A 26,922-nucleotide genomic window follows, 5' to 3' on the forward strand; every position below is an offset into this window, starting at 1 on the left:
CAGAAACCTTTGCGTAACTGTTTGCCGAATCTAACCAAATGTAACAACCGGCTAGCGGGGGCTTCACTTTGTGATACATTTGAGCGAATACGCAGCGGATTCGGTCATATCGCCAGGCACCGGCCAGTGCTTTTCCGCCTGCCAATAAAGATAAAAATTATAAAAAAAGTAACCGGATGCGCCGTCAATCTTCGATCACCCTCCGTCTCTTTGTTGTATTGCTGGCACTGATCAGCAGTATCTTCGGTGCTATCTACTGGTTCAGCGTTCCCCTGATCAAAGACAACGTTTTCAAGCTGGAACTTAACGCTAACCGGCAGATGCTGAATGTTGTGTATGATCTGGCTAACCGCATGTATGCCAGCACTGAAAACTATGTTGACCGTACCCTGCAGACCCATGAACAGCGCCTGCAGTCGGTGCTGGATCTGGCGCAGCAATATATTGCCCTGAGCCTGCGTGACGGAAGGGCTGCGGGGCTGCCGGACGAACAGATCTGGGAGAAAATATTCGACGATCTGCGCCAGTTCGAGTTTGGTAACGGCAATTACATCTGGGTGGCCAGTTACGATGCCAAGCTGCTGTCCCATCCTGACCCTGATCTGCTGCACAGTGATATGGCGGATATTCGCGATGAAAAGGGTAATCTGATCATCCCCGGCCTGCTGGAACTGGCAAAAAGGGACGGCGAAGGGTTCTATAAATATCGCTGGAACCGCCTCCAGCAGCAGACCATTCTTGATAAATATTCCTACGTGCGGAACTACCCCGAATGGCGTTTTGTGATGGGGGCCGGCGTCTATCTGGATGATGTTGAAGCGGAGGTTGCCGCGCGTAAGCAGCAGGCGATTCTGGAGATCAATCAGGCGCTCAAGGATATCAAGATTGCCCGCAGCGGCTATCTGTTTGTGTTTGATTCTGACGGCAATATGCTGTTCCACCCTAATCCGAATATTCACGGTATTAACTTCAAAACCCAGCGTAATCCGGTTACCGGGCGGCCGATCTATCAGGACCTGATTGATGTGGCGGATACCGGAGCCGAGCTTTATTACAAGTGGGACCGGCCGGATGATCAGGGCAATTACATCTATGAGAAACTCTCGCTGGTCAGGCATCTGTCCGGCTTTGACTGGTATATCAGTTCTTCGGTCTATCTGGATGACCTGCAGAGCAGTTCGGTGCAGTTGAGCCAGCGGATTCTGGCGATGGGCTTTTTCGCCTTGCTGGCGGCGGTGGTCGCGGCATTTCTGTTTGCGGAGTGGCTCACGGCACCGATCAAACGGTTGTCCCTGACTGCGTATAAGATCAGCCGGGGCGATCTGTCGGCAAAAACAGCGATTCAGCGTGATGATGAACTGGGTGTACTGGCTGAATCGTTTGATTTTATGGTCGACCGGCTGCGCGACAATATCCAGACCCTGAACAGCCGGGTGCAGTCCCGGACCCATGAGTTGTCCGAGTCGAACAGTCAGTTGCAGGAGGCGGTGGACTCACTGCAACTGGCGCAGGATGAGTTGCGTGCGGTAGAAACCCGGCAGCGGCTGATTCTGGATGCGCTGCCTGCGCAGGTGGCGTATCTCGATACAGAGCAACGCTATATCTTTGCTAACCGCCCCTACCGCGAGATGTTTGGTCAGACTAAGAGCGGCATCGTTGGCAAAACTTTCAGCGCAGTAGTGGGTGAGAAAATGAGTGCCGACCTGCAGCCCTATCTGCAGAAGGCGATGCAGGGCGAGAGCCCGGTGTATGAGTATCGCCTGAACCATCAGGGTGAGGAGATGATTACCCGGCGAACTGTGCTGCCATTTTATAATCTGCGCAGCGAAGTCGAGGGGATGCTCAGCCTCTCCATCGATATTACTCACGAACGCTTAGCGGAGAAGCGGATGGCTGAGGCCAGTAAGATGAAAGCGGTCGGGCAGATGTCCGGTGGCCTGGCCCATGACTTTAATAATCTGCTGACCATTATTCTCGGTAACCTTCTGGAGCTGCAGCAGAACCGCGAACTGGGTGAAGAGGTACAGCAGAATCTGGTTCCTGCGATCCGTGCAACCCGGCGTGGGGCGGATATGACTAAACGCCTGCTGGCTTTCTCCCGGCGCCAGCCACTGCAGCCCGGTCGTGTTCAACCAGAGCAACTGATCAGTGAACTGGTCGATCTGCTGGCTGCTCCCTTGCCGGATAATATCCGGCTGAAAACTGAGATCAGGCCGAATACACCGGATCTGTTCGCCGATCCGGCACAGATGGAGGATGCACTGGTTAACCTCAGCCTTAATGCGGCGGATGCGATGCCCCGTGGCGGGGAGTTGCTGCTTCAGGTCAGTGGTTTTGACTGCCGGCGAGCGGAAGATCACAGCGCTTTCTGGGGAGATGAGGTCAAACCGGGGCACTACGTACTGATCACTATGCTCGACAGCGGTGAGGGTTTCAGCCCCGAAGCACTGGAAAAAGCCTGTGAGCCTTTCTTTACCACCAAAGCAACTGGTGCTGGTTCAGGCCTCGGGCTGAGTATGGTTTACGGCTTTGTCAGCCAGTCGCACGGGTATCTGCGCATTGGTAACCGCGATCAGTTGGAAAGCGGCGTGCAGGGGGCGCGGATCGATATCCTGCTGCCCGCGGTCGATGTCACGGATGAGCGCAAACCGGTGAGCTTACCGGCACCGGAGCAGACCCTGTCGAAACGACCGGAGAGCGCGCTGGTACTGCTGGTGGAAGACAATGAGGATGTGCGCAAACTGGTACGCCGGCAGATAATGGCTCAGGGCTTTGCGGTGATTGAGGCCGCCAGTGGTGACGAGGCGCTGGCGCTGCTCACCGGGCTGGAGCAACTGGCGGGGGTGGTATCTGATGTCATCATGCCGGGCAGTGCGACCGGCCACGATGTGGTGGGGGCGGTTAAACTGCTTTACCCCGACGCGTTTGCCATTATTATGACCGGCTACAGCGAGACACCCCCCGAGACCGAATTTGGCTATATCCTGCTGCAAAAGCCATTTGATAGCGCCGCGCTGGAACGCGCAATCGCCTCTCAAATGGCTGCGATGAGTGATGAGGGAAACAGATGACATCGGCTATTACTACTCCGTTGATCTATGTAATTGAGGATGAAGAAGATCTGGGTCAGTTGATCTGTTCTACGCTGACCGGTTTTCGTTATCAGGCCCGCTATTTCAGTAACGCAGAAACCGCGCTGCAGGCACTGGAGCGAACCCTGCCATCGGTCTGTATTGTTGATCTTAATCTTCCGGATATGGATGGCATGGAGCTGGTGCGCCGACTGGAGAGTAAAGAGGTCGGGGTGATTATTGTTTCCGGACGGGATGGACTGGCGGATCGCGTGCTGGGCCTTGAGTTTGGCGCCGATGATTACATTACTAAACCGTTTGAACCCCGCGAACTGGTCGCGCGGGTGCAGAGTCTGCTACGCCGGATACGCAAACAGCAAAGCACTCAGACCGATCAGCCCAGAGTGGCCTGTTTTGCCAACTGGACCTTTCAGCCGGAATCGCTCAACCTGAAGCACCCCGAGCGGCCGGACGAGTCTCTCAGCCGTGCCGAAGGCGATATGCTGCTGGCGCTTCTGCGCCATCCCTACCAGATTCTTTCCCGGGATCAGTTGCTGGGCGAGAACTGTGTACCTTATGACCGCAGTATCGATGTACGTATGTCCCGTTTACGCAAGAAGATTGAGTCTGACCCGCAGCACCCGGAGCTGATCAAAACCGTTTATGGTGCCGGGTATATGTTTACCACTGAGGTGCGCTGGGAATAGGGCGTTAATGTCATCAAAAAAGCCGCCCCAATACCCTGACTCGCCAACAAGGCGAACCCGAAAGGACAACCAACAAGGCTAAACGGAAGGGACGAATCAGCAGCGTATGCTTAAGACAACGCCCCGGCTCGAAGATCACTGCTTCCAAAGAAAAGGGTTAAGGCTAACCAGAAAAAAACGGGGCCATCAGGCCCCGTTTCTGAATGCGATGAGTCGGGATTAACCGTAAAACGCCATCTTAACGATAAACAGCACAGGCAGGATCAGCATCGCTGAATTCAGCGCGCTGATACGACCGGTCAGGATCTTCAGAGCTGAGTAAGAGATAAAGCCCAGTGCAATACCGGTAGTAATGGAGAAGGTCAGGGGCATAGTCACTGCCGCAATCACAACCGGTGCCGCTTCGGTGATGTCATCCCAGTCGATCTTAACCAGACTGTGTGTCATCAGTACCGAAACGAAGAACAGCGCAGGCGCCGTTGCGTAAGCCGGAATAGTACCTGCCAGCGGCGACAGGAACAGCGACAGCAGGAACAGCACACCTACCACTACGGCGGTCAGACCGGTACGGCCACCCGCCGCAATACCTGCGCCGGATTCAATATAGCTGGTGGTGGTTGATGTACCCATAACGGCACCGGCCATGGTGGCACCGGAATCCGCCATCAGCGCACGGCCCAGACGTGGCAGCTTGTTATCCTTATCCAGCAGATCACCTTTCTGCGCCACGGCAATCAGCGTACCAGAGGTGTCGAACAGGTCAACAAACAGGAAGGAGAAGACGATCGCGATCAGGCCCACTTCAAGCGCAGCGCCGATATCGAGCTGAGCAAAGGTAGGGGCCAGACTCGGTGGCGCAGAAACCACGCCGTGCAGCTCAACCTGACCCGCCAGAATACTGATGACGGTGATCAGCAGGATACCGATCATCACCGAGCCGGTGACGCGGCGGTGGTAAAGTGCCGCAATAACGACAAAGCCGAGGCAGGCCATGATTGCGCTCCAACTGGTCATATCACCGATATGCACCAGTGTGGCCGGGTTATCAACGACAATACCGGCGTTTTTCAGCGCGATGAACGCCAGGAACAGCCCGATACCGGCACCGATGCCGCCACGCAGTGACAGTGGAATGCTGTGAATGATCCATTCTCGGATGCGGAAGACCGACAGGAGGAAAAAGCATACGCCGGAGAGAAATACCGCTCCCAGCGCGACCTGCCAGCTATAGCCCATCTGGCCGACGACCGTGAAACTGAAGAAGGCGTTAAGACCCATACCCGGTGCCATGGCAACCGGATAGTTGGCCCAGAGACCCATGATCAGACAGCCGATTGCGGCGGCCAGACAGGTGGCAACGAATACGGCGCCCTGATCCATACCGGCTGCTGCCAGCATGCTCGGGTTAACGAAGATGATGTAAGCCATGGTCAGGAAGGTGGTGACTCCGGCAATCACTTCTGTTTTTACATTGGTGTTGTGCTCTTTGAGCTTAAACAGTTTTTCCAGCATGATTAATCAGTGCTCTGTGGGGGAACAAAGCAGTGCATTTTAGCCGTAAATTCGCCAAAAGTCGTACTAAAATCGTTCAGAATTAGCGCAATTTCGGTCAGAACGGAAGGGTGTATATACGCGGAGAGGATGGGCAGAGGCGGACGTGAGGGCTCAACAAAACGGGCCGGATACCCTCCGCCGCAGCGAAAGGTATCCGCAGGGAGATCAGGCTTCGGCCTTCTCTTTCTCTTTGTTCTGCATCTGAGCGGCTTCCTCTTCGCCGTCAGCAAAGATCACCTCATCCTTAGGGTTGTGCTTGCCCAGCAGTTTCGGACGCTCGATCAGGAAGTAAAGAATCAGACCAATCGCTACCGCATATACGGTGGATTTCGGATCCGGCATGGCCAGTGTGACCGCCACAATACCGGCGACACCTCGCTCGACAGAGTTCTTCAACTGTTCCATACCCACCATGATGCAGATATAAGCGGTCAGAACCAGTGTTAGCGACAGGGCAATCGGCAGCACCGGTTTAAACAGGGTCACCAGCGGCAGGATAAACAGCGCGATCATACCGGTCACCCAGAAGGTGCCGCCGCCACTGTAAATTGAGTCCATTGCTTTGCGGCCCATCGCATAACGTTCAGCTACGGTGGCGTGGGCAGCCGTCCAGAGTGGACCCGCCAGACCCGGCCATGGCGCGAAGAAGGCGTGCAGGGCGTTACGCAATGCAGTCACAATGTGTACCCGGTCGACGTTATCTTCAATCACTTCATCGGTACGGATATGGTCAACACGTTTCACCAGCGTAAAGCCGACAATAATGTCACCGAAGGCGATAACGTAAGCGATCAGCGCCGTTGGGATCGCCAGCAGGAATACATCCCAGCCGGGGAAGCCCACCGTGAAGGTCAGGTACTGCCACATCAGGCCGAAGTCAGGCTGCGTGATACCCCACTGGATATCCGGCAGCGGGTATTCGCTGACCATCCAGCCAACGACCATCGCCAGAATCATCCCCGGAACCATACCGAAGTTAGCAATTTTCTTCGCCAGCGGGTTGGATTCAACCACGTTTTTAAAGGAGAGTGAGAACAGCACATAGGCGGAAACCAGTGAGCCGATGATCAGGGAGATCGGGGTCGAGTCGATACGTCCGCCCACTTTCAGCTCGCCCATCATCGCCGCAATACCGGCACCGATGATAATCCCGGATTTAAGCGAGTTCGGGATCACATTCACCAGTTTGGAACCCAGACGGGTAACCCCGAGAAACAGGAAGATGATGGTTACTTCCAGTTGCAGGGCAAACAGTGCCTTGATGGCTTCCGGCCCTGGCTCAAAGCCTTTCAGGTAGAGCAGTACTACCGGAATGGCCGGGGTGATCCAGCCGGGAACCAGCGGTACGCCGAGCAGGGCGGGCAGCATGTAGCCGAGGCCTGCGACAAAGGTGAATGCCAGCGCCGCTTCGTAAGGCATACCCAGGTATTTTTCCAGCAGCGGAATCATGGCCAGGCCAACAACAAACATGACCAGGCCCTGGATCATCTCCGGGGTTTCCCAGCGGTAGTGTACGAACGGCAGACGGATTTTGAATGGGCCGGCTTTCCAGTAGGGTTGCTCGGCGCCAACCTGTCGTTTCAAGAGTTGCATAGGGTCTTCCTTTTCACAGCGTTATTTTTATCGGTGCAGAGTGCAGGAGCAGAATGGCAACTGAGGCAGGGTTAACGGCCGCCCGGAAAACCGGCGGTCAGGCCCGGATTCAACTGCCTTCTTTTTGTGCAGCTTTAGTAGACAGGAAGAGTTTTTCGGAATGTTTTCGAAAAGTTAACCAAATGTAACAAGGGGCTTATGCTTTAGGCTTATGCGCTAAACCTCCCTCAGAGAATCGCCGCGGCCAGTCTGAGAAAGACCGGAAAGCCCAAAATAGTGGGCGGGGTCAGGGACTCAACCCGTGTCAGCTTCGGCGACCGGGCCTGTTTGTGCAGCCAGAGATCGACCTTCTATGACAATAAAGGGACAGTCAGGCGGCGCTGATCAGGTGGCACGGTTACGGCAGAACAGCTTCTGACCCAGTGTTATCAGCAGCACCAGAATGGCACCGGCGAAGACACCGGAGAGGGCTTCCAGCAGAGTGCTGAGCAGTACCGCTGTGATCCCGCTCAGATTGTGAGTCAGCGCCTCTATCGCATGATGAAGAAAAGGCAGGCCATGGGCGAGAATGCCGCCACCGACCATAAACATGGCAATAGTGCCGACTACGGCGAGGGTTTTCATCAACATCGGCGCGGCTTTGAGAATACCCAGACCGACGCGTTTCTGGAGATCAGAGGCATCGGCTTTCTCATACAGATAGAGCCCCAGATCATCCAGTTTGACGATGCCCGCGACCAGTCCATAAACACCGACTGTAATCAGAATTGAAAGGCCGATCAGCACGCCCAACTGGGTGATCAGGCTGGCACCGGCGACGGTTCCGAGGGTGATGACGATGATCTCTGCAGAGAGGATAAAGTCGGTGCGGATCGCACCTTTAATCTTCTGTTTTTCAAAGGCGACCAGATCGACCTGCTCATCACTGATCGCCTGATTCAGTTCGCTATGGTGCTGTTCCCGCTCTTCGCTGCTATGCAGAAATTTATGCGCCAGCTTTTCGGCCCCCTCGAAGCAGAGAAACAGGCCGCCGAGCATCAGCAGCGGGGTGATCAGCCAGGGAATAAAGTAACTGATCGCCAGTGCTGCCGGAACCAGAATTGCCTTGTTCAGCAGGGAGCCTTTGGCCACTGCCCAGACCACCGGCAGTTCCCGGTCGGCCCGCACTCCGGAGACCTGCTCCGCATTCAGGGCCAGATCATCCCCGAGTACACCGGCGGTCTTTCGCGCGGCTACTTTGCTCATCGCAGCCACGTCATCAAGGAGGGTGGCGATATCGTCAATTAAGGCAAGCAGGTTTGAGGCGGCCATGAAAATCCCTGTCTGGTTCCGGTCAGTTAATGGTTCTGATCATACTCAATCCGGGTGATGCTTGTCTTACCTGATTTGACGTTTCAATCCTGATGCAGGCTGCGCTTGCGGCAGGAGAGAATCAGCGCCCAGAATTCAGCAAAGTCATTGACTACCACATCGGGTTTATAAGGGTAGCGCTCGTTACCCGGAAAGATCTTATTCAGCCAGGGCTGATCCCATTGGGCGCCGTTGAAGAAGACGCTGGTGATGCCGGCGGATTTCGCGGCGATCACATCGGTGGTGCTGTCTCCTACATACCAGATATCCGCGTCCGGATTGAAGTTGAGGTTATCGGCGGCCTTGAGAATCTGATCGGTATGGGGTTTGCGGCGCCGGGTGTCATCACCACAGATTTCGGTATCAAACAGATGAGCCCAGCTGCCATCCACCGTATTCAGTTCGTGCAGAAAGAACTCCCGGTCGCGGTTGGTAATGACACCAACGGTCAGGCCGAGTTTGCGCAGCCCTTCCAGCATCTGTTTGACCTTGGCTTCAAAAGGCAGGGCGTTGCCATAGTATTTGCGGTAATGCTCAGTAAAGCCTTTATGCGCCAGTTGTTTGGCTATTTCGTTGTCGGCAAACAGAATTTCGAAGATATCGGTGCGGGAGATCTTACGGTCGAGTTTGATTTTCGGGTGCAGGCTGAGGTTGTCACGAACATACTCGACCAGACGCTGATCGTCCGGTGATTTGCATTGTGCGGAATCCACCAGTTGCTCCAGCAGGCCCATCTGTTTCAGTTCTTTGAGCATATCGTCGACGGCGTGATACATCGCGTCGAGGGTATCTACCAGCGTTGCATGCCAGTCGAACAGCACCACTTTGGGGTAGGTCAGTCGGGCGACAGCCGGATGCCAGTCCGGTTCCTGGCGGGGAGGCTGAAGCTGTCGCGGCGGCAGACGCGGCGGGCGCTGCTGGCGCTGTTCCTCAGTGAAGGGGTTATCCTGACTCTGCAGCACCAGATCGAGCAGCTCATCAAAATCATCGATGATGATGTCCGGGTCACAGCGGTGCTGGCCCTGCTGCGAGAAAGTCTGCTCAAACCAGTGTGGCGTCCACAGGGCGCCGTTATAGAATACCTTGCTGACTCCGGCACGGGTTGCGGTCATCATATCGGTAACACTGTCACCGATATACCAGAGCTGCCGGCTGGCCCGTTCGCCAATCGATTCGGCGGCCTGCTGCATAGAATCCGGCGCGGGTTTGTAGTGCCACATTTCATCTCCGCAGAGGGTGACATCAAACAGCCCCTGCCAGCGCCCCTGCTCGACGCAGGCCAGTTCCGGGTCGAGAAACTCCCGGCTGCGGTTGGTAACTACTCCGAGTTTAATGCCCAGCTCTTTCAGGTAGCAGAGGTATTCGTACATGCCCGCCTGAAACGGTTTTACCTCGCCGTAATGGTTCCGGTAGCAGTCGTTGTAGGCCTTATGTGCAATGGCGTTGGCTTCCGGGTTATCGCCAAACAGTACCTCGAAAACATCGGTGCGCGAGATTCGTTGCTCGGCCAGCACCCGGGGGTGAAGGTGGCGGTAGATACGGATATAGCGGATCAGTTTTTCATCATCTTCGGTGTTGGCGTCCTCTTCCGGCAAAATATGCCGAACCAGATCCAGCTCATCAAGCTGGGCCAGCATCTCTTCAATTGCCTGATACATGGCGCCATGGGTATCGACCAGCGTACCGTGCCAGTCGAACAGCATCACTTTGGGGTAGGGGAGTAAAAGGCTATCCATTACTGATCTCTCCTGAGCCGAAAAAGGGACGGTCCGGGTTTCAGTATAGACAGCAGAAGGGAAGGTCAGCGCCGGAAAAACCAGCGCTGAGTCTTTAGCCGATCAGATATTGGCCAGAAGCTGTTCCAGTTTGATCTGGTCGGCAGCGAAGTTGCGAATACCTTCAGCCAGCTTTTCAGTGGCCATGGCATCTTCGTTCATCATCCAGCGGAACTCCGCTTCGCTCAGGGCCAGTTTGCCCTGCTCAGACTGTGCCGTAGCAGCCGAGAGTTTGGCTGGCAGATCGTCACCGGATTCTTCCAGTTCCTGCATCAGTGCCGGAGCGATGGTCAGGCGGTCACAGCCTGCCAGTTCCTGAATCTCACTGATATTACGGAAGCTGGCACCCATCACGATGGTGTTGTAGCCGTTGGCTTTGTAGTAGTTGTAGATACCGCTGACAGACTGTACACCGGGATCGTTGGCGCCGCTGAAATCACCTTCACGGTTGGCCTTGAACCAGTCCAGAATACGGCCAACAAAAGGTGAGATCAGGTAAACACCGGCATCGGCACAGGCCGCCGCCTGAGCAAAGCTGAACAGCAGAGTCAGGTTACAGTTGATCCCTTCCTGTTCCAGTTCGCGGGCCGCCTGAATGCCTTCCCAGGTAGAAGCGATTTTGATCAGAATGCGTTCACGGCTGATATCGGCTTCTTCATACAGCGCGATCAGTTTACGGGCGCGCTTCAGGGTGGCCTCTTTATCGAACGAGAGGCGGGCATCAACTTCAGTAGAGATGCGGCCCGGAATGATCTTCAGGATCTCTTTACCGATTTCAACCGCCAGACGGTCAGTCATGTTGTCCAACTGATCCTGATCGCTGCCGCCCTGTGCCTGCGCCCAGCTTTTAGCAGCGGGTAGCAGATCTGCGTACTGTGGCAGTTGCGCCGCTTTCAGCAGCAGGGAAGGGTTGGTGGTCGCGTCTACCGGTTTGAACCGGGCAATCGCTTCGATGTCGCCGGTATCAGCAACAACCGTGGTGATCTGTTTTAGCTTCTCTAACTGACTCATCTTTTTCCTAATCCATGACTAATCGGGAACGCGTTCCAGAGCGGCCAGTAATACTTCGCTACCGGCGCCGGGTTTATGGGCGTTCTCGCTGATATACCGACGGAACTGCTTTCCGCCGCGCTGAGCATGAAACAGCCCCAGCATATGACGAACGATATGGTTGATCGGGGTTCCCTTTTCCAGCTCCTGCTCAATGTAGGGCAGCATGGCCAGCGCCGCGGCCTTTCGGCTGATCGGTGCTTCTTCGCAACCGTAGAATTCACGGTCGACCTCTGCCAGCAGGTAGGGATTCTGATAGGCTTCACGCCCCAGCATTACACCATCAACATGTTGCAGGTGTGTGTGACACTCTGCAAGGGTTTTAATCCCGCCGTTGATATGTACTTCCAGCTCAGGGTAAGCCTGCTTAATCCGGTAGACCCACTCATACTTGAGGGGCGGAATGTCGCGGTTCTCTTTTGGGCTGAGTCCCTGCAGGATCGCTTTACGGGCGTGGATGATAAACACCTCACAGCCGGATTCGCGCACGGTTTCAACAAACTGCACCAGCTCTTCGTAGCTGTCCATATCGTCGATACCGAGGCGATGTTTAACCGTGACCGGAATATCCACCCCGGCCTGCATCTGGCGCAGACAGTCGGCCACCTGTTGCGGGTGAGCCATCAGACAGGCACCGATCATGTTGTTCTGCACCCGGTCACTGGGGCAACCCACATTAAGGTTCACCTCGTTGTAACCGTACTCCTGCGCCAGTCTGGTACACTGCGCCAGCTCGGCAGGGTTACTGCCACCCAACTGCAGCGCAACCGGTTGTTCCTCAGGGTTGTAACGCAGGAAACGATCCGCTTCCGCATGGATCAGCGCACCGGTGGTGACCATCTCGGTATACAGCACTGCCTGCTTGCTGAGAATACGGTGAAAATAGCGGCAGTGACGGTCAGTCCAGTCCATCATCGGAGCTACGGTAAAACGGCGGTTGAGATCGGTAGTAACTTGGGTCATTGAAGCTGTGCTGGTGTGGTTAACGGCTTGAACAAAGCGGCGATTATATACTGTCTGGGCCGTTTACGCTGCACCGGGTTGGGCATATTCTGTTTAAGTGATAGCCTTGTGTGCCATCAGGTATCGGAGACGATCAGGAATTGTGAATCTTATGACTGAACAAACAAATGGATACACCACCAAGATTACCGGTTTTAAGCGGTTTTATCTGGCGACCATCTACTCCTGGCAGGGGCTGAAAGCGGCTTATGCGCAGGAGCCTGCTTTCCGCTATGAGGTCTGGGGCAGTGCGGTGCTGATACCGCTGGCGTTTTTTGTCGCCCAGTCGCCGATGCAACTGGCTGCGCTGATCTGTACCTGTCTGTTGGTGATGGCTTTTGAACTGGTCAATACAGCGATTGAAGCGGTGGTAGACCGCGCCGGTACCGAGTTTCATGAACTGGCAGGGTTGGCGAAAGATCTGGGGTCTGCTGTTGTTCTGGTATCGCTGGGTATGGGTGCCCTGATCTGGTGGGCCGTGCTCTGGCAAAACTACGCCTGATTGCTGACATGAGATAGTCTTTTGCTAGTGGCCCCGTAAGGGCCACTGCGTATATAATTCCCGCCACTGTTTTTCATTTCTGATTTCCAAGGACACCAATGACAACCGTTCGTACCCGTGTTGCACCTTCTCCAACAGGTGACCCTCACGTAGGCACCGCCTACATCGCGCTGTTCAACCTCGCATTTGCCCGTCAGCACGGCGGCCAGTTTATTCTGCGAATCGAAGATACCGATCAGACACGCAGCACGGCGGAATCGGAACAGAAGATCCTGGATTCCCTGCGCTGGCTCGGTCTGGAGTGGGATGAGGGGCCGGATGTGGGCGGTCCACACGGTCCTTATCGTCAGAGTGAACGTAAAAACGATTACGCTAAATATGCGCTGCAACTGGTGGAAGAGGGTAAGGCGTTTGTCTGCTACCGTACCGCTGAAGAGCTCGATGAACTGCGTAATGCACGCCGCGCGGCGGGTGGCCACACTGCGCTGAAACAGAGCGATCTGGCGCTGCCGGCTGATGAAGTTGAAAAACGTCAGGCGGCGGGTGCCTCTTATGTGATTCGTATGGTGGTTCCGGAAGAGGAAGGTGCCTGCGAAGTGGAAGATATGCTGCGTGGCACGATCGAGCTGGACTGGGGCATGGTGGATGCACAGATTCTGCTGAAATCCGATGGTATGCCTACCTATCATCTGGCGAACGTGGTCGATGACCACCAGATGCAGATCACCCATGTGATTCGTGGTGAAGAGTGGATCAACTCCGCGCCTAAGCACAAGCTGCTGTACCAGTACTTTGGCTGGGAGATGCCTAAGCTTTGTCATATGCCACTGCTGCGTAACCCGGATAAATCCAAGCTGTCTAAGCGTAAGAACCCGACCAGTATCCTTTACTACCAGCGCATGGGCTTCCTGCCGGAAGCGCTGCTCAACTATCTGGGCCGTATGGGCTGGTCGATGCCGGATGAGAGTGAAAAATTCACCCGTCAGCAGATGTTCGATAACTTTGATATCCAGCGTGTTTCTCTGGGCGGTCCTATTTTTGATCAGGACAAACTGAGTTGGTTGAACGGCCTGTGGTTGCGTGAAGATCTGGATGCGGCGCAGTTTGCCGCTAAGTTTCAGGAGTGGGCGCTGAACCCGGAATACCTGATGCAGATCGTGCCGCTGATTCAGCAGCGGGTTGAAAAACTGTCTGATGTGGCACCGCTGGCGAGCTTCTTCCTGTCTGGCATGCTGGATATCTCTGAAGCTGATTTTGAGCACAAATCACTGGAGAAAGACGATATCCGCCGGATGCTGCAATATGCAGTATGGTTGCTGGATACTGAAAACCAGTGGAATAAGGACCGTTTGTTCTCACAGCTAAAACAACTTGCCGAAGCGATGGGCTTTAAGATTCGTGACTTCCTGTTCCCGTTGTTTATTGCTGTTGCCGGTACAAACCAGACCGTTTCGGTAATGGACTCCATGGCGATTCTCGGCCCGGATATGACCCGTGCCCGTCTGCGTCACGCTGTGAATGTGCTGGGTGGCCCTTCTAAGAAGGAAGCCAAGCGCTGGGAAAAAGAATACCGTGATCTGAGTAGTCAGATCGAAGGCTAACAAGGTCTGGAAGAAACCCGCTACGGCGGGTTTTTTTCTCTGCGGTGCATCAATTAAGCAGAATTTAGTCAAAAAGCAGCCTTGTGTGCTGTACTGAAACTATTATAACTAATGACTGTTGCTGTCTTTTCGAGGTTCTGAGTGGGGTCGTTGCGCAGTTTAGTCTGTTTTCTTGTCTTTATCGGCGTTGCAGCTTCGGGTTGTTACGGCGTTCTCCTGTTCGATTCCGCCTGGAAAAAAGAGCAGAAACTTCATCTGAACCAGATCACTAATGCTCAGGCGAGTGCCATCGAGCGGCGTCTGGGGCGCTCCCTTTCGGCCACCTACCTGCTATCTCTGCAGATCCGTTTTGCCAACGGCAACATGGAAAACTTTAACAGTTTTGCAGATGAAACGATTAAGGCGCTGGGCGGGATATCCAACCTGCAGCTTGCGCCCAATGGCGTGATTGAACGTATTTATCCCTTAGCCGGTAATGAAAAAGCGATTGGCCATAACCTGCTGAAAGATGACAAGCGGCGAGAGGAGGCTGAGCTGGCGATCCGTGAGCGCCGTCTGACGGTGGCGGGGCCTTTTGAACTGGTACAGGGCGGCGTGGCCGTGATCGGGCGCAATCCGGTATTTATCAGCGAAGAGGGTAAAGATAAGTTCTGGGGTTTTGCATCGGCGCTGATCTTTCTCGAAGACCTTCTGGCAGTCACGGATCTTGAGCAACTGGAAAAAGACGGCTACGGCTTCACGCTTGAGCGGGTTCACCCTGATACCGGTTCCTGGGAAATTTTTTCGCAGTCTGAAAAGGCTCTGGATAACCTTCACGTCAGTTTCCCCATTATTGTACCTAACTCCAGTTGGCGCCTGACTCTCAGCCGACCTCTGCCAGACCGGCCTCTGCTGATTGAAGAAGGGTTTGTTCTGAGCATTCTGCTGGCGGCTATGCTGGCTTCTCTGCTGGCTTATATCATGCGCGAGCCGGATCGTTTACGCGCCGTGGTGGCGGATAAGACCGAGCAGCTCAATGAGCTGGCGTTTTATGATGTGCTGACCGGGCTGGTAAACCGGCGCCTGTTTATGGAACAACTGGAATACGAGGTTAAAGTGTTGCAGCGCACCGGTAAAAAGGCAGCACTGATGTACCTTGATCTGGATGATTTCAAGCGCGTTAACGACAGCCTTGGCCATGCCGCAGGGGACCGATTACTGGTAGAGGTTGCGCAACGTCTGCAAGCTACCATGCGTGAGAGCGACATCATCTGCCGGTTGGGTGGCGATGAGTATGCCATTCTGATGATGAACGTCACGTCGGGTGAAGATTGCCAGCACATGGCGGATAAACTGATCAGCAACGTGCGCAATGAAATAGTCATTGAGGGGGTGCCGCTGAGGGTTAGCCTGTCCATCGGCATTACCCTGATTCCGGATGACTCTTCTTCCCTGCAGCAGATGCTGAGTAATGCCGATATTGCCCTGTATGAATCGAAAAAACTGGGTAAAAATCGTGCCACCTTCTTTAACCACGATCTGCAGAAGATGCTGGTTCAGCGCTTGCAGATTGAGCAGGAGCTTAAATTTGCGCTGGAGCACGATGAACTGGAACTCTATTTCCAGCCGATTGTGCGTCTGGATAATCGTCAGATCGTTATGCTGGAAGCCCTGATCCGCTGGAACCATCCTGAAAAAGGTCTGGTGTCGCCGATGGAGTTTATCTGCGTAGCGGAACAGTGCGGCCTGATTATCCCGATAGGCGACTGGGTGCTGGAGGAGGCCTGCCGGCATATTCGTCAGGCTGTCGATCAGGGTGAGCCTCTGGTACCGATTGCGGTAAATATCAGTGCCCACCAGTTTGTTTCCGGGGACTTTGCGGATAAAGCCAAATCCTTGCTGGAAAGCTATCAGGTCGACCCGGCGATGATCGAATTTGAGATTACCGAGACCGTCCTGATGGAGAACCTGGATCTGGCACTTGAGCAGATGAATGAACTGCGTCAGATCGGCTGTCGCTTTGCCATCGATGATTTTGGTATGGGTTACTCCTCGCTGGCCCAGCTTAAACAACTGCCGGTGGATACCCTCAAAGTGGACCGGACCTTTGTCCGTGATATTGAACACGATCATCACGACCGGCAGATCGTCGAAGCGATCATCGCCATGGCCCACCGTCTGGGGTTACATGTGATTGCCGAAGGGGTTGAGAACCAGAGCCAGCTCGAGTTTATTGATCAGGCAGGCGGCGATATGGTGCAGGGGTTCCTGTTCAGTAAACCGGTCCCTTATTCCGAAGTTTACCGCCATGAGTTACTGGTTTAAAAAATAGAAAAACTTTTTTATTCAACGCGTTGACAGCTCTGTAATCGACGATTAATATACGCCCACTTCCTGATGTGGGGCCTTAGCTCAGCTGGGAGAGCGGTTCGCTGGCAGCGAACAGGTCAGCGGTTCGATCCCGCTAGGCTCCACCAAATCCTTACAGGAATGCACTTAGAAACCAGCCTTGAGCTGGTTTTTTTGTGCCTGACTTTCCCCGGTTTAATTCCCGCCATTTTTTCAGGTGATCTCTAATCGGCTTGCCTCTGGCTTTATTCCAGAGGGGCTGTCGGTGCAATGCATTACTCCCTGCTAATGCTCCGGGGAGAAGATACCGGGGGTCATCCAGTTGTAATTGCCGATAAGCTGGGGGCAGATGTTTTCAAAAAACAATCCCTGAAGAGCCTCGTTAATCTGCGTGGGTATTGAGCCCAGTTCCCCTTTACGTGCAATGAGGTAGATACTTCGGGAGTGTTTGCTTTTATCCAGTTCCAGTACTTTGATGCGATCCAGGTTGTAGAACGTTTGTGCCAGACAGAGCGCACTGAGAACGGCCCAGCCGTGGCCATCCCGCACGAAGTTCATCAGGGTGTGGGTGTCATCTGTTTCGTAGCGGATATTGGCCTGAATATGCATTCTGCGCAAAACGACCTCCGAATAGATGCCGATATTCGTTGAGCGGCTGTATTTGATCATCGGTGAATGCTCGGCGAGTCTTTCCAGTGAGGCTTCCTTTTCCGGCAGAAGTCTAGGGGAATAGGCCAGAACCATCGGGTCACGAAAGACCTTCAGCCGGTCCAGCCCCTCTTCACCTGTTAACGGGTCGTCTGAGATCAGTATATCAATCTCCCTGTTCAGGAAAGCTTCAATTAGCTGTGGCGTCAGGCCGCTTTTCAGACTGAGGCGCTCCGCCTTTTCTTTCAGCACCGTGATCAATTTGCTGCCAAAAACCTCGGAGCAGGAGGTTACCAGACCAACACGACACTGGACGACACCTTGCTGAGCAGCTTCCCGTACCGTGGTATTTAAGCGCCTGAGATCTCCCAGAATACTGGCGGCATGTTTACGCAGGACTTCTCCGGCCGGGGTTAGTTGAAGCGGCGTGGTACGACGAACAACCAGTGTAACGCCGGTGTGTGTTTCGAGCTGTTTTAAGCTCTGGGAGATGGCCGATTGAGAGACGCCGAGCCGGTGAGCGGCATCGGTCAGAGAGTCGGATTCAGAGAGGGTGACAAAGGTGTTTAACGCAGCAGTGTCTAAAGGTCGGCGATCCGGTTGAGGCATAACGGGTCTTCTTTTTGAAAATAAGTATTTCTTATATTGAGGCTTAGAATGCCTTAATTATGCCTTGTTGTGTAGAAATAATTATTTATGTAAGCAAATATGCCGCTTCAAGAGGCTGACTGTAGCCCAGTAGAAGAGAAGTTGAGGCTTACAATGATACTACCTGAATACGACAACCAGTGTGGTTGGTATGAGCTGCTTAATAATGTCAGTAGCTTTCCGCCGCTGGAGGATCAAGCAACATTCCATACCGTTGTGATCGGGGGAGGATTTGTAGGTAATGCGGCAGCCAGACGGCTGGCGGAGAACTTACCCGATGAGCCGTTTCTGCTGATCGATGCGCTGAAGATCGGTCAGGGTGCATCCGGGCGTAATTCCGGCTTCGTGATTGATCAGCCGCATAAGCGGGAACTCGAGCTCAGTAGCGATGCACATAAAGCGAAAATTGTTCGCCTGAACAGGACAGCCATCGAGTATTTTGAGACTCAGATCGACAAGTACGGTATTGAGTGCCAATGGTCCAAAGCAGGTAAATATCAGGCTGCGGTAGGGGAGCGTGGTGAAAAGCATCTCGCTAATTACGAGCATCTTCTGAAGCAGGGGAATGAGGTCTACCACCGGCTTTCTGCGGAGGAAATGCGCAATGTGTTCGGAACAGACTATTACAGCGCAGCTATCTATACACCCGGTGGCATGCTGATGCAGCCGGCCGCCTTGATGCGTGGTCTGGCTGATAATATGCCCTCTAATGTAAGGGTCGTGGAAGAGACGCCGATCAGCGAAATTGAACGCACCGGAACGGGTTTTGTCCTGACTGCTAATAATGGTGCTAAAGTCCGCTGCCGGCATATTATTCTGGCGACCAATATCTTTACCCCTGAGCTGGGCTTTATGCGTAACCGGATTCTCCCGGTAATGACCTTTGCCAGTATGACAAGACCGCTGAGTGAGGCCGAAATGTCGGTGTATGGCGGGCAAACTGACTGGGGCCTGACGCCGGCTGATCATGCAGGGACTACGGTCAGAATGACTCAGGACCGCCGTCTGATTATTCGTAACTCCTATCGATATGCTCACGATTACAACACGCCTGCACACTTGTTGCCTAAGATGAAATTACGCCACCGGGAGGGGTTTCTGGCCCGTTACCCGCATCTTAAGGATGTTGAATTTGAGTATACGTGGGGCGGCGCAAGTGGCTTATCAGGAAATTTTGAAACCTTCTTTGGCAAGGTAGAAGAGGGGGTTTATGCATCGTGCTGCGACCAGAGTGTGGGGGCGGCAAGAGGGACGATCTCCGGCATGATGCTGGCCGATATGGTCGCGGGCCGTCATGGGCAGCTATTGCAGGATATGGTCGAGGTATCAGGTAACCCGTCCTGGTTACCCCCCAAAATTTTTCTCAGGGTTGGAGTGCCTCTGCGTATGCAGATGGCTCGTTTTGCTAGTCGTTCAGAGCTGTAAATGTTCTGTCGGTTGATAACTAAAAATAACAGGTGTTCGAATGAAACTAAAAAAACTACATACGTTTCTTTTTTCAGCGGTTGCAGCGTCTGCGCTGAGTTTGTCTGCTCAGGCAGAGCCAGTGGAGTTGAAGCTGGCTACCGATTCCGGTGCCAAGGGGTCTCCGGCTGGCGAAGCGATTGAACATTGGGCTGCTCAGATCGAGCAGCGTACTCAGGGCACTGATGACGAAATTACCGTCGATATTTTCTATCAGGATGAGCTGGGCGATCAGAAAGAGGTATTCGATCTGCTGGTGGTCGGCGAAGTCGATATGATGCTGAACTGGCCTCTGACCTCTTACGATAAAAAAATGGGGCTGCGCAACACTCCTTACCTGTTTCTCAACTGGGAGCAGGCATTTGATGCGTATAAAGATGGCGGCTGGCTGAATAAGATCAACGGCGATATTCATGCTGATCTGGGCCTGAAATACTTTGGTGCATGGCCGGAAGGGTTTGCCGGTGTGGCGTCAAAAGGCCGCTATGCCACCACGATTGAAGGGGCGAAGGGAATGAAGGTTCGTGTGCCTTCGAACTTCCCTAACCCGCAAACTCTGCAGGCCATGGGGTATCAGGCGACCGCCATTACCTGGGGTGAGGTTTATACCTCGATTCAGACCGGCGTAGTTGACGGTGATGCAGGGAATACCATCTATTGGGATTATGAGTATTTCCGTGATGTTCTGGACTATTACGTGCGCACTAAGCACACCTTCGTCACCGGAGCGCTGTCCATGAATATGGAAGTGTGGGATGAGCTGTCTGACAACCAGAAGAGCATTGTTTCCCAGGCGGCGGCTGATGTAATGGCCAAGCAGTTTAAGGAAGCGAGGACGCGGGACCAGTACTACATTGACCAGGCAACGGCTTCCGGTATGGAGTATATCGAGCTGAACGACGAAGAGCTGAGAACTCTGGCGAAAGTTGCGCGTGAAAAGGTATGGCCACTGATGGTGGATGAGCTGGGCGAAGAGATCGTTCAGAAACTGAAGGACCAGGCTCCAGCCCTGTAATGTCAATCGTGCCTGACTCTGGCCCGGTCGGAGTCAGGCGCATCCGGAGAAGTCCTATGAAAGTGTTTTTGACTCAACTGGATAAATGGTTCGCCGCCATCTTTGAAACGCTCACGCTGTTCACCAGTGCGGCAGTGGCCGGACTGGTTTTCTTTCAGGTGATTACACGTTATGTCCTTGAAATATCCATTATTGGTCTGGACGAACTGGCGCTGATCGGTGCGATGTGGCTGTACATGATGGGGGCATTAATCGCCAGCCGTCGGGCGGAGCATCTGGTTGTCGATTTTGTACCGCAACAGATTAAGTCATCGTTCTGGAAGAAGGTTCATCAGCGGGTTATCGCGCTGATTATGGTGGGGACGTGCGCATTTTTTGTTTATCTCTCCTGGCGCATGTTGTCTTTCTCTTTGCGCAGACCGCAGTACACCGAAGGTCTGGATATTCCGCAGTTGGTTGCTCAGTCGGCCATTATTCTGGCGAGTGTGGGGTGTCTTGTATATGCGCTGAGAGATCTGATCAGCGGTCGTGCTTGTCATAATGTTAAAGAAGCAGAGGAAGAGTAATGGCTATCTGGGCTGTGTTTCTGTTGATTTTTTTGATGGCTATCGGGGTTCCTGTAGCCTGGTCCTTTGCCGCTGTGCTTGGATATCTGGTTTTTGTTTTTGATGTAAAAATGACAACTCTGTTGTTGCAGGGGTTTCGCTCGCTAGACCATATCATTCTGCTGGCGCTACCGCTTTTCGTACTTACTGGGTATCTCATGAAGAGTGGCGGTATCGCCCGTCGGCTGGTCGATTTTATTGAATTGATTGTGATGGGGCGCAGAGGCGGTATGGGAGCCTCAATGGTTTTTGCCTCGGGCATCTTCGGCGCAATCTCCGGAACCGCGACCGCAGCCGTGGCGTCCATCGGAACCATTATGGTCGGTCCTCTGGCTCAGCGGGGTTATCCCCGTGGGTATTCCAGTGCGCTGCTGGGTATGTCATCTTTGCTTGGCATTCTCATTCCTCCTTCAATTACGCTGATTCTGTTTGGTGTGGTCACCCGTCAGTCCATTACTGCGTTGTTTGCTGCCACAATCGGGCCAGGCCTGCTCCTGATTATCGGCCTGATTCTGTTTAACCGGTTTTGTGCCGGGCGCTTGTTTAAAGAGGAAGTGACCAACTTTAATCTGGGTGATCGTACCCGTGGCAAGATTTTCAAAAGTGCGATTCCGGCCCTGTCGATGCCGTTTATTATTCTTGGGGGTATCTACGGTGGGATCTTTACACCAACCGAAGCAGCTGCGGTTGCGGTTGTTACGGCAATCTTTATCGGATTCTTTGTCTACAAGGATCTGACACTGCGGCAGTTACGCGAAAGTGTAGTGTCTGCAGGCGAAACCACCGGAACGATTATTCTGATCCTGCTGTTCTCGTTCATGATCGGACGTATTCTGACTGCAGAGCGGGTTCCTCAGGAGCTGACTGAAGCGATTACGACGCTGGTACAAAACCCGATACTGATTTTGCTGATGGTGAACGCCTTTCTGATTTTTACCGGGGCAATTATGGACGATCTGTCGGTAACGGTCGTGATTGCGCCTCTGTTTATGCCATTGATCACCACCATTGGTGTCGATCCGGTGCATTACGCCTCAATTGTCGCCTGTTCAGTCGTTATTGGGGCTAACAGCCCGCCGGTGGCGCCGATTCTTTATATGGCCTGCCGTATAGGTCAGGTGTCGATTCACAAATCGATAATGCCTGCCCTCTACCTGATTGGTGCTGTGGGTATTCCGGTGATGCTGGTAACCACCTTTGTACCTGAACTCTCGCTGTTTATTCCCCGAGCGCTTGGAGTGCTCTGATCGCCTGTTCTCCAGCAGGTTTAACCCGGACAGGGAAGTCCACTTCTTGAGGTTGATATGTCTGTAAAACTAATTAAGTCGAATTCCATCGAGTTTTATCATCGTGGTGGGCCGCCGGGCCATGCTGAAGTGGGCCGTGCAGTGTCTACGGATATCAGTTCCACCATGGGCGCAGGAATCGCCCGATTCGATCAGTGCTCCATCGCCTGGACCGTGCTCTATGATGAGGTTGTCTATGTGGTGGAAGGTTGTTTTCGGCTGGTCACCGCGGATGAGACTTTTGCTGCCGAGGCGGGAGATATTCTCTGGATCCCGGAAGGTACCGAGCTCAAATATGAAGGGGATAGCGCGACAATTTTTTATGCGGTTTATCCGGGTAACTGGAAAGAGATGCTGCAAGGCTGATCGATGATACATATTGTCTGTGATCAACCTCTTTTCAGTTATGGGCTTGCTATGTTGCTGAAGGAGATTGATCCCGGACAGTATTGTAGCCAGCATCGCTGTGTTGACAGCCTGCCAAGGATTGACGCGGGTGATACCCTGATTCTGGTAAGCGTCAGACAGTGCTCCCTTAACTCGCTTAAAAGGCTCTGCGAACATGGTGTTACGCCGGGCCAGTTGATTCTCTTCTCTTCCGTATTCGGACGCTCCCATCAGCAACTGGCTGAATCCGGTGTGCGGGCAATTTTACCTATGTCTATAGGTGTGGCTAAAGCGAGGGTATACCTGAAGGCGTTACTCCGTGAAGAAGCGCCAGAGCCCGCCGTTGCTTCTGAATTAATGCCGCTTTTTTTGCCCGATCTGAAAGATTTAACACGCTCCGAGCAGAAAATTTTGCGACATCTGGGGTGTGGCCGGGGCAATCAGGCGATCGCAGATATCCTTGGTATCAAGAAAAGTACCGTGAAGGTTCATCTGGTTAACATATACAGCAAACTCAAGGTCCGGAACCGCACGGAACTGGTCAGTCGTTTTCTCTCGCTTTCGCTCCTCTAATCACGGTCTGGACAAAGGTCACGTGGCTGCGCTGATGCGACTGGCTTTATACTTTGCGCAACTTTATCCAATCAATCTATCTTGAAACGGTATATAACCTTACTCTGTTTTGAGACGCGTTCAGTTAAGGATTATCTGTGTTTATACCGAAGCGATTCCAGCAGGAAAATACCGCCGAGCTGCTGGCTTTAATGCAGCAGTATTCGTTTGCAACTCTGGTGACACCCACCGAATCAGGGATTGAGGCAACTCATCTGCCGATGCTGGTGGAGTCTGAAGGGGATCAGTTATATCTGCGGGCACACATTGCTAAGGCGAATCCGATCTGGAAGACGGTAGCGGCAGGTGCTGAGGTACTGGCTATATTCAATGGCCCTGACTGCTATATCTCCCCGAGCCATTACCCCACCAAAAAAGAGCATGGTAAAGCGGTGCCCACCTGGAATTACGTGGTGGTGCATGTGAAGGGGGTGATTAAGTTTATCCAGGATGATCAGTGGAAGTACGGACTGGTCGATCGCTTAACCGCTCAGCATGAAGAGGGAGCCGCTGAGCCCTGGGCGATTACGGATGCGCCTGAGGCGTATATTCAGAAGATGTTGCCTGCGATTATCGGGTTGGAGATTGAGGTCGCTGAGATCACAGGGCAGTGGAAACTGAGTCAGAATCAGCCTGAAATGAACCGGCAGGGGGTAGTCGATGGGCTTTCTGTGAGCCCGGATGATGCCGCCAGAGCGATAGCCCGGCTGGTTGATGCGCAAAGGTAATGGGCAGGTTCCTCCCCGGCTCTGAGGGTGAGCCGGAGAGGAGGGGCAGAGGTTACTCCTCGATTTTGCCGCTCTTGATCCGTTTTTCGTAGATCACTTCGAGTTTGTAAAGATCCTGTTGCAGCTCAAAGAAACCATGCCAGTGGGCATAGTCTGCTGCGCCCATCATCGCACCGTGACGTGCGCGACGGCCCTCATGGTGCCAGAGGTGGTAGAAGGTGATCTGGAACTCATCGATCCATGGGTTATCTGTCAGCAGGCCTTTCGCTTTCAGGTCATCCAGCATCTTCTTAGCCGGCGTATAGTACTCTTCGTTATACAGACGGACCGCTTTATCACCCTGAGCGAAGAAACCTTTGGTGTGGGTGCTGCTGTGGCAGGAGCTGCACACCTGTTCCATTTTCTGTCGCCCTGCAGGGCCGTCACCCAGCAGCGGGCTGAGCACATCGGTTGAGTTACGCACCTTGGATTCTTTCGCCCAGAGGTTCCAGAACAGGCGTTCGGTAATGTTATGGGTGGTATTGAGTTTGCCGATTCCGCTCATATGGCAGGTGGCGCAGGTCGGGGCACGGTAATCGCCCGGCTCCCAGCCATCGGACGGGGAATCCCACTTCCAGGTGTAGCCTTCGGCGTTAAAGACGTGGCCATGCTTACTGTTGTTGAACACCTCGATGTCCGGGTGGTCCGGCCCCAGATGGCAAGAGGCGCAGGCCGCGGGCTTACGTGCTTCTGCAATCGAGAACTTATGCCGGGTATGGCAGGTGGTACAGCTACCGGTCGCACCATCAGGGTAGATATTACCCATCCCGGCGTTAGGCCAGGTGGTCGGGTCCGGTTTGCCATCTGCGGTCAGTTTAATCTCGGTGCCGTGACACTGCATGCAGCCGGTTTCATTCGGGGCATTACCCAGCTCTTTGTTGTTGCGTCCTTCATGGACGGCAACCAGTGCATGCAGGCTGTCTTTCGGGATGATCTGACGATAGGCGCGGAAGTGGCCACTCTGGTTAAACTGTTCCTGCTCGGCTGAGTGGCAGCGTCCGCAGACATCCGGAGAGACCAGCGGGCTGATATAAACACCTTTCAGGTCGCCTTCATTGTGAAGCTGGGCATCGGGTGCATCGGCGGTGCGCGCGTGACAGTCATTACAGCCGACCCCCACGTGACTGTGCCGGCTGGCTTTCCAGTCGGCTACCACGCCCGGTTGTTCATCCTGATGGCAGCCGATACAGGTCTTATCCAGTTCGGACAGGCCGCGTTTGAAATCCATCGTCTTAACCGCACTCAGGTCGAGACCTGATTGTTCCTGGGCCTGGCCTGTCAGGGGCAGAAGTATCAGCCCTACCAGCAGCAGGTACCTTTGTAATATCAGCTTATTTATCATTTTGACTTCCCTACTTCCTGTAGATGAAACATCAGGTTTTTGTGCCCGACATCGTGGCAATCGATACAGCTTTTGCTGACCGTTTTCTGAAAATATGGCTTATGTGCAACGAACTGTTTGTTGTCCAGCTCGGAACCCTGCTCCAGGTTGTTATGACACTTCAGGCAACCGGAATCATAAACATAGCGGTTGGCGTGTTTACGTTTCTCAACCCAGTCTACGTCTTCGGCACCGGCGATATACTCCTTGTAAACATCCCAGGCGCCGCTTTTAGCTTTGACGTAAAGGTAGTTAATGTAACTGTCATGGGGGAGGTGGCAATCTGTACACAGTGCCTGAACGCCAACAGTCGATTTCCCGCCATGCACATCATCGAGGAATGATGCCTGCATCGGCTTCATGCTGTGGCAGCTCCCGCAGAACGCCTGTCCGGAGGTCTGGTGAAGTGCAGTGTCCATACCCATCCAGACAAACACCGACCCCAGCCCCAGGAATCCCAGTACAACTACCAGTGCGCAGAGCCTGACTATGACGCTGCGACGTTTGCGCTTTTTAAACTGCATGTTGGTCCCTCATCAATACATCAACCTAGAATAGTCCAAATATCCTGATAGAAAAGAGGGACTTATAAAAAAACACAAAATATTTACAGACCGGGGTGTCGTTTACTCTGGCCCACCGGGGGCAGAGGGAGCCCGCTAAGGTTTAACTAAACACTTTATGCCGATTTGGTTATCATGCGGGGAGAAGCAGCATGGCAGGTGGGAAGGCCTCTCCCGGTTCAATGTTTCCTACAGGGGGCATTTGCGCCACCGTCTGGCGGTTTATGCAGACGGAAATAATTACCATGTGGTAAAATAAGTTTCGAATGTTACTTTTTATTATTGGAATTGTTCAGCATGCCAAATTCAGTGGATGAAGCTGTAGTAAAGAAACCCCGTCGACGCTCCCGTATCCGGGAAGCGCATGAAGAGGGGATTCTCCGTGCCGCAGAGGATCTGTTTTCAGCCAATGGCTATAACGGTACGGCCATCGAAACCATCGCCGAAAGGGCGGGGATGTCGAAGCAGAACCTGCTTTACTACTTTCCTTCAAAAGAGGTGCTTTATCAGCGGGTTCTGGAGAATATCCTGAACCTCTGGGTTGATAAGATGCAGTTACTGGAGCAGCAGGGTAAAGATCCTGCTGAGATGGTGCGCAACTATATCCGCGGAAAAGTGGAGCTCTCGCGCACCAACCCGAATGCATCCAAGGTGTTCGCTATCGAAATTATTAATGGCGCACCTTATCTGAAAAATTATCTGAAGAACCATCTGGTTCCGGTTCTGGAAGAGGATGTAAAGCTGGTTAAAAGCTGGATCAGCGAGGGGTTAATGGATCCGGTTGATCCTTATCATCTGTTCTTCCTGATCTGGTCCTCCACCCAGACCTATGCAGATTTCTCCTCACAGATCAGCCTTTCTCTGGGCAAAAACGGTCTGGAGGATGAAGACTTTGAGAAGGCTACCGAGTTCCTGACCCATATGATCATCAAGGGGCTTGGTCTGCAATAAGACCCGATTTTTACCTTTCTCTGATAAAACCGCTGCCATCTGCGCAGCGGTTTTTTTATGCG

22 protein-coding genes and 1 tRNA gene are annotated in these 26,922 nt (G+C 53.4%); 14 read left to right on the plus strand and 9 right to left on the minus strand.

What is annotated here, in order from left to right; all coding sequences use genetic code 11:
- Nucleotides 1–176: 176 nt before the first annotated feature.
- Nucleotides 177–3,071 carry a cache domain-containing protein gene (locus QUD59_RS15285; protein ID WP_286238027.1) on the plus strand — a complete coding sequence of 965 codons (2,895 nt, stop codon included), beginning with the start codon at nt 177–179 and terminating at the stop codon, nt 3,069–3,071.
- Entirely contained in the window at nt 3,068–3,778 is a 711-nt protein-coding gene (locus QUD59_RS15290) for a response regulator transcription factor (protein ID WP_286238034.1), read from the plus strand. The genes QUD59_RS15285 and QUD59_RS15290 overlap by 4 nt, the downstream gene beginning before the upstream one ends.
- A 219-nt stretch (nt 3,779–3,997) precedes the next feature.
- Here the strand turns inward: QUD59_RS15290 and QUD59_RS15295 are convergent, their stop codons facing one another.
- The 6 genes from QUD59_RS15295 to dusA all read right to left on the minus strand — a co-directional run bounded on the left by QUD59_RS15295 (nt 3,998) and on the right by dusA (nt 12,063).
- Nucleotides 3,998–5,290 (minus strand): NCS2 family permease, encoded by a 1,293-nt coding sequence (locus QUD59_RS15295; RefSeq protein WP_286238035.1) that lies wholly within the window; start codon nt 5,288–5,290, stop codon nt 3,998–4,000.
- A 207-nt stretch (nt 5,291–5,497) separates the two neighbouring features.
- On the minus strand, nt 5,498–6,925 hold the full coding sequence (locus tag QUD59_RS15300; protein ID WP_286238036.1) for a xanthine/uracil/vitamin C permease: 1,428 nt from the start codon (nt 6,923–6,925) through the stop codon (nt 5,498–5,500).
- A gap of 384 nt (nt 6,926–7,309) precedes the next feature.
- Nucleotides 7,310–8,236 carry a DUF808 domain-containing protein gene (locus QUD59_RS15305; RefSeq protein WP_286238037.1) on the minus strand — a complete coding sequence of 309 codons (927 nt, stop codon included), beginning with the start codon at nt 8,234–8,236 and terminating at the stop codon, nt 7,310–7,312.
- A gap of 83 nt (nt 8,237–8,319) precedes the next feature.
- Nucleotides 8,320–10,011: an HAD family hydrolase gene (locus QUD59_RS15310; RefSeq protein WP_286238038.1), complete on the minus strand. Its 1,692-nt coding sequence runs from the start codon at nt 10,009–10,011 to the stop codon at nt 8,320–8,322.
- Between the two features lie 102 nt (nt 10,012–10,113).
- Nucleotides 10,114–11,061: a transaldolase gene (tal, locus tag QUD59_RS15315; protein ID WP_286238039.1), complete on the minus strand. Its 948-nt coding sequence runs from the start codon at nt 11,059–11,061 to the stop codon at nt 10,114–10,116.
- Nucleotides 11,062–11,079: 18 nt separating this feature from the next.
- The gene (dusA, locus tag QUD59_RS15320; RefSeq protein WP_286238040.1) at nt 11,080–12,063 is read right to left on the minus strand and encodes a tRNA dihydrouridine(20/20a) synthase DusA; all 984 of its coding nucleotides are present in this window, start codon (nt 12,061–12,063) and stop codon (nt 11,080–11,082) included.
- Nucleotides 12,064–12,214: 151 nt separating this feature from the next.
- On the opposite strand from dusA, the gene QUD59_RS15325 reads away from it, so the two are divergent.
- From QUD59_RS15325 to QUD59_RS15340, 4 genes are all read left to right on the plus strand, one after another.
- Nucleotides 12,215–12,604, plus strand: a complete 390-nt coding sequence (locus QUD59_RS15325; RefSeq protein WP_286238041.1) for a diacylglycerol kinase — start codon at nt 12,215–12,217, stop codon at nt 12,602–12,604.
- A gap of 98 nt (nt 12,605–12,702) precedes the next feature.
- A complete protein-coding gene (gltX, locus tag QUD59_RS15330; RefSeq protein ID WP_286238044.1) occupies nt 12,703–14,205 on the plus strand; it encodes a glutamate--tRNA ligase in 1,503 nt (500 codons plus the stop codon).
- A 150-nt stretch (nt 14,206–14,355) separates the two neighbouring features.
- Nucleotides 14,356–16,509 carry a bifunctional diguanylate cyclase/phosphodiesterase gene (locus QUD59_RS15335; RefSeq protein ID WP_286238045.1) on the plus strand — a complete coding sequence of 718 codons (2,154 nt, stop codon included), beginning with the start codon at nt 14,356–14,358 and terminating at the stop codon, nt 16,507–16,509.
- A gap of 76 nt (nt 16,510–16,585) precedes the next feature.
- Nucleotides 16,586–16,661, plus strand: a tRNA-Ala gene (locus QUD59_RS15340).
- A gap of 157 nt (nt 16,662–16,818) precedes the next feature.
- Here QUD59_RS15340 and QUD59_RS15345 read toward each other — a convergent pair.
- Nucleotides 16,819–17,790 carry a LysR family transcriptional regulator gene (locus QUD59_RS15345; protein WP_286238046.1) on the minus strand — a complete coding sequence of 324 codons (972 nt, stop codon included), beginning with the start codon at nt 17,788–17,790 and terminating at the stop codon, nt 16,819–16,821.
- A 153-nt stretch (nt 17,791–17,943) separates the two neighbouring features.
- Here QUD59_RS15345 and QUD59_RS15350 point away from each other — a divergent pair, with 153 nt between their 5' ends.
- The 7 genes from QUD59_RS15350 (at nt 17,944) to QUD59_RS15380 (ending at nt 23,926) form a co-directional block, all read left to right on the plus strand.
- Nucleotides 17,944–19,254, plus strand: a complete 1,311-nt coding sequence (locus QUD59_RS15350; RefSeq protein ID WP_286238047.1) for an NAD(P)/FAD-dependent oxidoreductase — start codon at nt 17,944–17,946, stop codon at nt 19,252–19,254.
- A 40-nt stretch (nt 19,255–19,294) separates the two neighbouring features.
- The gene (gene dctP, locus QUD59_RS15355) at nt 19,295–20,308 is read left to right on the plus strand and encodes a TRAP transporter substrate-binding protein DctP (protein WP_286238048.1); all 1,014 of its coding nucleotides are present in this window, start codon (nt 19,295–19,297) and stop codon (nt 20,306–20,308) included.
- Between the two features lie 56 nt (nt 20,309–20,364).
- Nucleotides 20,365–20,874 carry a TRAP transporter small permease gene (locus tag QUD59_RS15360; protein WP_286238049.1) on the plus strand — a complete coding sequence of 170 codons (510 nt, stop codon included), beginning with the start codon at nt 20,365–20,367 and terminating at the stop codon, nt 20,872–20,874.
- A complete protein-coding gene (locus tag QUD59_RS15365) occupies nt 20,874–22,160 on the plus strand; it encodes a TRAP transporter large permease (RefSeq protein ID WP_286238050.1) in 1,287 nt (428 codons plus the stop codon). The genes QUD59_RS15360 and QUD59_RS15365 overlap by 1 nt, the downstream gene beginning before the upstream one ends.
- A 57-nt stretch (nt 22,161–22,217) precedes the next feature.
- Complete coding sequence (locus QUD59_RS15370; RefSeq protein ID WP_286238051.1) at nt 22,218–22,565, plus strand: cupin domain-containing protein; 348 nt, start codon at nt 22,218–22,220, stop codon at nt 22,563–22,565.
- A gap of 51 nt (nt 22,566–22,616) precedes the next feature.
- Nucleotides 22,617–23,159 carry a response regulator transcription factor gene (locus QUD59_RS15375; RefSeq protein WP_286238053.1) on the plus strand — a complete coding sequence of 181 codons (543 nt, stop codon included), beginning with the start codon at nt 22,617–22,619 and terminating at the stop codon, nt 23,157–23,159.
- 137 nt (nt 23,160–23,296) lie between these two features.
- Complete coding sequence (locus QUD59_RS15380) at nt 23,297–23,926, plus strand: FMN-binding negative transcriptional regulator (protein ID WP_286238054.1); 630 nt, start codon at nt 23,297–23,299, stop codon at nt 23,924–23,926.
- A 52-nt stretch (nt 23,927–23,978) separates the two neighbouring features.
- On the opposite strand, the gene QUD59_RS15385 is transcribed toward QUD59_RS15380, so the two are convergent.
- Both QUD59_RS15385 and QUD59_RS15390 read right to left on the minus strand, forming a co-directional pair.
- Nucleotides 23,979–25,307, minus strand: a complete 1,329-nt coding sequence (locus tag QUD59_RS15385; RefSeq protein ID WP_286238055.1) for a multiheme c-type cytochrome — start codon at nt 25,305–25,307, stop codon at nt 23,979–23,981.
- Nucleotides 25,304–25,870 (minus strand): cytochrome c3 family protein, encoded by a 567-nt coding sequence (locus QUD59_RS15390; protein ID WP_286238056.1) that lies wholly within the window; start codon nt 25,868–25,870, stop codon nt 25,304–25,306. The genes QUD59_RS15385 and QUD59_RS15390 overlap by 4 nt, the downstream gene beginning before the upstream one ends.
- Before the next feature lie 336 nt (nt 25,871–26,206).
- Here QUD59_RS15390 and QUD59_RS15395 point away from each other — a divergent pair, with 336 nt between their 5' ends.
- Nucleotides 26,207–26,860 carry a TetR family transcriptional regulator C-terminal domain-containing protein gene (locus QUD59_RS15395; RefSeq protein ID WP_286238057.1) on the plus strand — a complete coding sequence of 218 codons (654 nt, stop codon included), beginning with the start codon at nt 26,207–26,209 and terminating at the stop codon, nt 26,858–26,860.
- Nucleotides 26,861–26,922: the final 62 nt, after the last annotated feature.

Origin of the sequence: Neptuniibacter halophilus (genome assembly GCF_030295765.1) — a bacterium.
Lineage (GTDB): Bacteria > Pseudomonadota > Gammaproteobacteria > Pseudomonadales > Balneatricaceae > Neptuniibacter > Neptuniibacter halophilus.